We start from the raw sequence: 433 nt of genomic DNA on the forward strand, positions 1-433 counted from the left end.
AATCTTACAACTCCATTCTACGGGCAAACTTAAAGGCACTGCAAAAAATAAAAAAACCAGCGTATGCTCTATTTATGCACACACTGGTTTTATAAAATACGTTAACTACCTACTGTTTATTAAAAACAAAGATTTTCCCATTACCTAAATAACGCATAGACAACACCCCATTACCATTTGCATCTGCACCATACAATTCATAGCATTGCACATAACCTGAAGCATCTGTCAATTTTAAAAAATTAGCATTAAAATCAGTTTCAACACCACATTGAGGGCCAATCACATACTCATAAGTAGATGTTAATTCACCAACAGAATACACTTTATATGTAGTATTACTTATGACTACTTTAAAATTAGTATCATCTTGGCTTATCCAAGTACCTTTTATTTTTTGCGCTATATCTGGCTGCGCCTGTTGCGCACTAAG

General features: G+C 33.9%; 1 protein-coding gene. It reads right to left on the reverse strand.

The genetic code is table 11. The features are described from left to right. Positions 1-109: 109 nt before the first annotated feature. Positions 110-433: hypothetical protein (locus NBRC110019_RS16790; RefSeq protein WP_281756620.1), on the reverse strand; the 324-nt coding region annotated here is incomplete at its 5' end.

Origin of the sequence: Neptunitalea chrysea (assembly GCF_027924145.1) — a bacterium.
GTDB classification, from domain to species: Bacteria; Bacteroidota; Bacteroidia; order Flavobacteriales; family Flavobacteriaceae; genus Neptunitalea; species Neptunitalea chrysea.